This window comes from Stackebrandtia sp. (assembly GCF_035643755.1).
Classification (GTDB): Bacteria; Actinomycetota; Actinomycetes; order Mycobacteriales; family Micromonosporaceae; genus Stackebrandtia.
Map to the genome: position 1 here is coordinate 22,252 of NZ_DASQPW010000092.1, position 6,152 is coordinate 28,403.

General features: G+C 69.5%; 6 protein-coding genes and 1 pseudogene. 4 read left to right on the forward strand and 3 right to left on the reverse strand.

The features are described from left to right. Positions 1-29: 29 nt before the first annotated feature. The 3 genes from VE172_RS06940 to VE172_RS06950 all read left to right on the forward strand — a co-directional run bounded on the left by VE172_RS06940 (position 30) and on the right by VE172_RS06950 (position 2,150). Positions 30-422 (forward strand): OsmC family protein, encoded by a 393-nt coding sequence (locus tag VE172_RS06940; protein WP_324799059.1) that lies wholly within the window; start codon positions 30-32, stop codon positions 420-422. A 111-nt stretch (positions 423-533) separates the two neighbouring features. Continuing rightward, positions 534-1,376, forward strand: a complete 843-nt coding sequence (gene panB, locus VE172_RS06945; protein WP_324799062.1) for a 3-methyl-2-oxobutanoate hydroxymethyltransferase — start codon at positions 534-536, stop codon at positions 1,374-1,376. Positions 1,377-1,397: 21 nt separating this feature from the next. After that, on the forward strand, positions 1,398-2,150 hold the full coding sequence (locus tag VE172_RS06950) for a TVP38/TMEM64 family protein (protein ID WP_324799065.1): 753 nt from the start codon (positions 1,398-1,400) through the stop codon (positions 2,148-2,150). A 3-nt stretch (positions 2,151-2,153) separates the two neighbouring features. Here VE172_RS06950 and VE172_RS25380 read toward each other — a convergent pair. The 3 genes and pseudogenes from VE172_RS25380 to VE172_RS06965 form a co-directional block, all read right to left on the reverse strand. Further along, a pseudogene (locus tag VE172_RS25380) lies at positions 2,154-2,783 on the reverse strand (thymidine kinase); the annotation flags it as partial. Then, entirely contained in the window at positions 2,783-4,135 is a 1,353-nt protein-coding gene (locus tag VE172_RS06960; protein ID WP_324799069.1) for an MFS transporter, read from the reverse strand. The pseudogene VE172_RS25380 and the gene VE172_RS06960, both read right to left, overlap by 1 nt. Positions 4,136-4,144: 9 nt before the next feature. Further along, entirely contained in the window at positions 4,145-4,948 is an 804-nt protein-coding gene (locus VE172_RS06965) for a glycerophosphodiester phosphodiesterase family protein (RefSeq protein WP_324799072.1), read from the reverse strand. A 175-nt stretch (positions 4,949-5,123) separates the two neighbouring features. Here VE172_RS06965 and VE172_RS06970 point away from each other — a divergent pair. Continuing rightward, on the forward strand, positions 5,124-6,152 hold a 1,029-nt coding region (locus VE172_RS06970), incomplete at its 3' end, for an Hsp70 family protein (RefSeq protein WP_324799075.1).

Genomic DNA, 6,152 nt, shown 5'->3' on the forward strand with positions numbered 1-6,152 from the left:
GAAAACGTTTACACCGGAGGGAAACGGCGATGTCTACGGTTCGAGTGGAACGCACCGACGACGGCTTCAGGGCCGTCAACGGCCGCGGCGGCGAGATCACCATCGGCGACAGCACCGACGAGGCCGCGTTCACGCCGGTGGAGCTGTTGCTGGCGGCGGTCGGCGGCTGCAACATCGTGTCGGTCGAGCCGCTGACGGCCAAGCGCGGCCACCGCCTGGTGCGCCTGGCCATGGACGTCGACGCCGAGAAGGTCGAGCGCAACCTGCTGGGGCCGGTGACCGTCACCTACGACGTGGAACAGCCCGCCGGCGACGAGCGGGCCGAGGAGATCTTCAAGGCGGTCGCCCACCGCGTCCACGAGCGCGCCTGCACCGTCAGCCGCACCCTTGCGGAGGGCACGTCGGTCACGGTCGACGCCTGAGGCGGTCGGATTTATCACAGCCCCCGGACGCCCGTCGGGGGCTAGTCTGAGCCTGACTCTGCAAACCCGGGGACCCCTGGTCGGCCCCGAGGACCACAATGGAGAGATGTCATGTCCCAGCACAACGAAGTGCCCAGTCTGTACGGACCGACCCGCAAGAACTCACGGGTACGCACCCGCGACCTGAGGAACGCCAAGGAACGCGGCGAGAAGTGGGCGATGCTCACCAGCTACGACCAGTACACCGCCGCCATGTTCGACGAGATCGGCATTCCGGCGCTGCTGATCGGCGACTCCGCCGCCAACAACGTCTACGGCTACGAGACCACCCTGCCGATCACCGTCGAGGAGCTGCTGCCCCTGGTGGGGGCCGTGGCCCGCTCCACCCGCCGCACCCTGGTGGTCGCCGACCTCCCCTTCGGCTCCTACGAGGCCGGACCCACCCAGGCGCTGGAGAGCGCGGTCCGCTTCATGAAGGCCGGCGCCCACGCCGTCAAGCTCGAGGGCGGGGCGCGGATGAGGGAACAGATCTCCGCGCTCACCGGCGCGGGCATCCCCGTCATGGCCCACATCGGCTTCACCCCGCAAAGCGAGCACCTGGTCGGCGGCTACCGGGTCGCCGGACGCGCCGAGCAGGCCGAGGCGGTGATCGCCGACGCCCACGCCGTGGACGAGGCCGGCGCCTTCGCGGTCGTGCTGGAGATGGTGATGGCCGACGTCGCCGCCCAGGTCACCAAGGAACTGGCGATACCCACCATCGGCATCGGCGCCGGGCCCGACACCGACGCCCAGGTGCTGGTGTGGCAGGACATGGCGGGCCTGCGCCAGGGCCCCGCCCCGCGCTTCGTGAAGCGCTACGCCAACGTGGCCGAGGTCATCGCCACCGCCGCGCAACGCTACGCCGACGAGGTGCGCGAGGGTGTGTTCCCCGCCTCCGAGCACTCATTCCACTAAGGCCTAGTAGCGTCAGCACGTGTGAGTCCGCGAATCCGCATCAGCCCCCGAGCCGCGCGCTTCGCGTCGCTGGCCGTCGGCATCGTCGTCCTGGCGGTGCTGGCGGTCGTCTTGACCCCCAACGACGTCGACGAGCTGGCCGACCTGGCCCACAGCGTCCAGGCGATCGGCCCGGTGGGCGCGATCGCCGCGATCGCGGTGGGCGTGCTGATCCTGGTGCCGCGCACCGCGATGTCGGTGGCGTCGGGCCTGGTCTTCGGCTGGTGGGCCGGCTTCGGGTACATGACGGTGGGCAGCCTGCTGGGCGCCAGCGCCGCGTTCGCCATCGGCCGCATCCTCGGCCGCGACTACATCGCCGACAAGCTCGCCGCCTGGTCGAGGGTGGATCCGGGCGCGGCGGTGACGCTGCGGGCCCGCCTGGCGCGCCGGGTGGAGCGCGGCGTGGCGGCCAGCGACGCCTGGCTGAGTCACCACGGCCTGGTCGGCATGTGGGTGATCCGGGTGATCCCGATATCGCACTTCGGGGTCCTGTCCTATGTGTGCGGGACGTCGTCGGTGCGGTACCGCGACTTCCTGGCCGCCACCGCGATCAGCTCGATCCCCACCTGCCTGGGATACACCGCCGTGGGCGCCTCGGTCTTCGGCAGCGGCGGGGTCAGCGTGGCGCTGCTCGGCGCGTTCGGCATGAGCCTGTTGAGCATCGCCGCCGCTTTTTTGGGCAAGCGCTGGCTGTCGAAGCGGGAGGCGCGGCGCCACCCCGAACAAAGCCACTAAGGACAGTTGGCCGCTGCGGTAGTGCTTGCGGCACATCACCTGGTAGTGCAGGTCGGCGTCGTCGGTGTCGCCGACCACGAAGCGCTCGCCCTCGCGGACGATGCGCCCGCCGCTGATCCGGGCGTTGAGCACCCCGTCGGCGCCGCACCAGCACAGCACCTCCACCTGGAGCCGCGAGACCTCGTCGGCCAGCTCGAACAGCCGCGCCGCGGCGGGAAACAGCGTCGAGGTGAAGTCGGTGGCCAGGCCGAAGGCGTAGACGTCCACGCCGTGGCGATCGACCAGGTCGGCCATCTGCTCGACGTGTTCGCAGGTGAAGAAGTTCGCCTCGTCGCAGATCACGTAGTCGACCCCGGCGTCGACGGCCAGGTCGAGCAGGTTGTCTCCGTCGGCCAGCTCCATAGCGTCCTTGGTCAGGCCGATGCGGGTGGTGACCGTCGACCGCCCCGAGCGGTCGTGCCGGGTCAGCAGCATTCCGTTGCGGCCCTGGCGGGTGTGGTTGTGGTGGATCTGCAGGGCAAGTGTCGACTTGCCACAGTCCATCGGTCCATAATAGAATTTAAGCAGGGAGCCGCGACGCGGCGACCGGGAGGGATTCGAGGTCACGGGCAGCCAGCCTAAGTGGTGGGTCATCACACCTTCGCCGGGGGTGTGTTCCCGGCGGCGATGATGGCGCGCTTCATGGGCACCGCCAACAGCATGAAGAACCCGGCGACGAAGAACACGAACAGCGAGATGATCGCCACCCGGTAGCTGCCGGTCACGCTGAAGGCCAGACCGAACAGCAGCGGACCCAGCCAGCTGGTGCCCTTGTCGGAGATCTCGTACAGCCCGAAGTACTCGCCCTCCTTGCCGCGCGGGATCAACAGACTGAACAGGGAACGGCTCAGCGCCTGCGAGCCGCCCAGCACGACGCCGATGCTCGCCCCGAGGACGAGGAACAGCGCGACGTTGCCCTTGGGCAGCATGAACGCGCCGATCAGGATGCCCACCCATGCCACCAGGCTGCCCAGCACCGTCTTCCAGGCGCCGAACCGTTTGGCGAGCCACCCCAGCAGGATCGAGCCGCCGAAGGCCAGGAACTGCACCATGAGGATCGTCGGCATCAGGATCGTGTTGTCGAAGCCGAGTTCCTTGCCGCCGTAGGTGCCCGCCATCGCGATGACCGTCTGGATCCCGTCGTTGTAGACCAGGAAGGCCACGAGGAAGAACAGCGTCAGCGGCAGCGCCTTCAGGCTCCTGAGGGTGCGAAAGAACTGGACGAACCCGTCGGTGACGACGAAGCCCCGGCTCTCCCCGGCGGTGGCGGGCCGGTTGCGCAGCCACAGCATCGGGAAGGTCGTGAACAGCGCCCACCACACCCCCGCCGACACCAGCGACCACCGCGCGGTGTCGGCCAGGTGTGTCTTGCCGCCCAGCAGCACCGCGACGACGTTGAACGCCAGCAGCAGCCCGCCGCCGAGGTAGCCGATGGCCCAGCCGGTGCTGGAGACCCGGTCGCGGTCCTGCTCGGTGGAGATCTGCGGCAGGAAGGAGTTGTACACCACGACGCTGGCGCCCAGCGTGACGTTGGCGATCAGGAACAGGGTGGCGCCCAGCAGATAGCGGTCGCCGGTGAGGAACACGAGGCCGCAGTTGGCGGCGGCCCCCACGTAGGCGAACCCGGCCAGCAGCTGCTTCTTGCGGTGCGTGCGGTCGGCGATGGCGCCGGCCAGCGGCAGCACCAGCACCTGGAGGATCACCGACAGGCTCGTGGTGTAGGGAAACAGCGCCCCGGCCTTGATGCTGAGGAGTCCCCACAGGACCTGGACGTTGCCGTGGGAGTCGGCGCCCTTGTCGGCGATGTCGGTGAGATACGGCCCCAGGAAGGCGGTGACCACCGTGGTGAAGAAGGCCGAGTTGGCCCAGTCGTACATGTACCAGCCGGTGCGCTCGCGCCGGGTGCTGAGCTGTGGGGACGGGGCGGTGTCCTCGGAGGTGGTCATGTGTGGGGCTTAGCTTTCCGATCGGGCGGGCCACAGGCCACGCGAACGATAGACATCGGCAAGTATGTCGATTCGATCGGTCATGATGCCGTCGACACCCAAGTCGAGCAGGGCCCGCATCGTATCGGGATCGTCGATCGTCCACACGTGCACGTCGACGCCCAGCTTGTGGGCGTGGCGGACGAAGCGGGAGTCCACCAACCGCACCGGACCCTGGCGCACCGGCACCTGCGCGGCGATGCCGCGCGGCACGAAACCCCACAGCCCCGCACCCACCCGCGAGGCCGCCCACAGCGTCGCCACCTCCCTGGGCCCCAGGGACGTGGCCAGCCGCGGGCTGGTGGCCGCGCGCACCCGCGCCAGCCGCCTGCCGGAGAACGAACCGATGAGCACCCGGTCGCGCGCGCCCGTGCGCGCGATGGCGTCCAAAGTGGGCTGCACCGAGGCGTCGGACTTGACGTCGATGTTGAACCGAACCTTCGGCCACGCGCTCAGCGTCTCGTCCAGCCGTGGGATCAGCGGCTCGCCGCCCAGCCGGATCGCGCTCAGCTCGGCCCACGTGAGGTCCTCGACGGACCGACGGTCGCCGGTGATCCGCGACAGGTCGTGGTCGTGGAACAGCACCGCCACGCCGTCGCGCGAGGCGTGCGCGTCGGTCTCCAGATACCGGTAACCCGTGCTCACCGCGCGCGCGAACGCCGCCACGGTGTTCTCCTCGCCCGACGCCGCGCCGCCGCGATGCGCGAACGCCAGCGGCCGCGGCGCGTCCAGATACGGATAGGGGCCCAACACGCGGCGCCGACCAGTAAACATGCGGTGAGTATCCCCGGTCGCCGAGCCGCGCGGGCGGCGGCACCGCGCTTCGGGCAGTGATGGCGGCGCTACGACGCACTGGCCAAAACCGGACCCGGTCATTAAGGTGTCGTTTCGAACAAGGAGACTGGCATCTATGCGCGTGCTCGGAATTGACTTTGGAACGTCAAACACGGTGGCGATCCTGCGAATGAACGACGGCAGGGTGAAGCCGTTGCTGTTCGACGGTTCACCCATGCTGCCCTCGGCGGTGTACCTGTCCTCCGACGGACAGATGCTCGTGGGCCGCGACGCCGAACGTAACGCCCGGATGGACCCCGCGCGCTTCGAGCCCAACCCCAAACGACGCATCGACGACACCACCATCTTCCTCGGCGACCAGGAGCTCCCGGTGCCGCGCGTGATGGCGTACGTGCTGGAGCGGGTGGTCTCGGAGGCCAAGCGGCAGCTGGGCGGGCCCCCGGAGGCGGTGCGCATGACGCACCCGGCGCGCTGGGGCGAGCGGCGCCGCAACCTCCTGGTGGAGGCGGCGCGGCTGGCGGGACTGCCCAAGCCCCAACTGATCCCCGAGCCGGTCGGCGCGGCGTCCTACTTCACCTCCGTGCTCGGCACCGCGGTGCCGGTGGGCCGCTCCCTGGCCATCTACGACCTCGGCGGCGGCACCTTCGACGCCACCGTGGTGCGCCGCACCCAGACCGGGTTCGAGGTGCTCAGCGAGGAGGGCCTGTCCGATGTGGGCGGCCTGGACTTCGACCACGGCATGGTCGAGCTGATGGGCAAGACCTACGCGGTGTCACACCCGGACGTCTGGCAGCGCCTCATGAACCCGGCCGACGACAAGGACCGCCGCTACCGGCGGATGCTGTACGAGGACGTCAAGCAGGCCAAGGAGTCGCTGTCGCGCTCGGCCTCCTCCGACATCCACCTGCCCGCCATGGAGGTCGACGCGCACGTCACCCGCGAGGAGTTCGAGTCCATCGCCAAGCCGCTCCTGGAGCGCACCATCGAGTGCATGGAGCGGGCCATCCGGGGCGCCAAGCAGACGCCCAAGGACCTGGTGGGCATCTTCCTGGTCGGCGGCTCCAGCCGGATTCCGCTGGCCGCGCACCTGATCCACACCGAGCTGGGGCTGCCGCCGACGATCCTGGAGCAGCCCGAGACGGTGGTGGTCGAGGGCGCGCTGTGCATCGGCGCACCGGCCGCC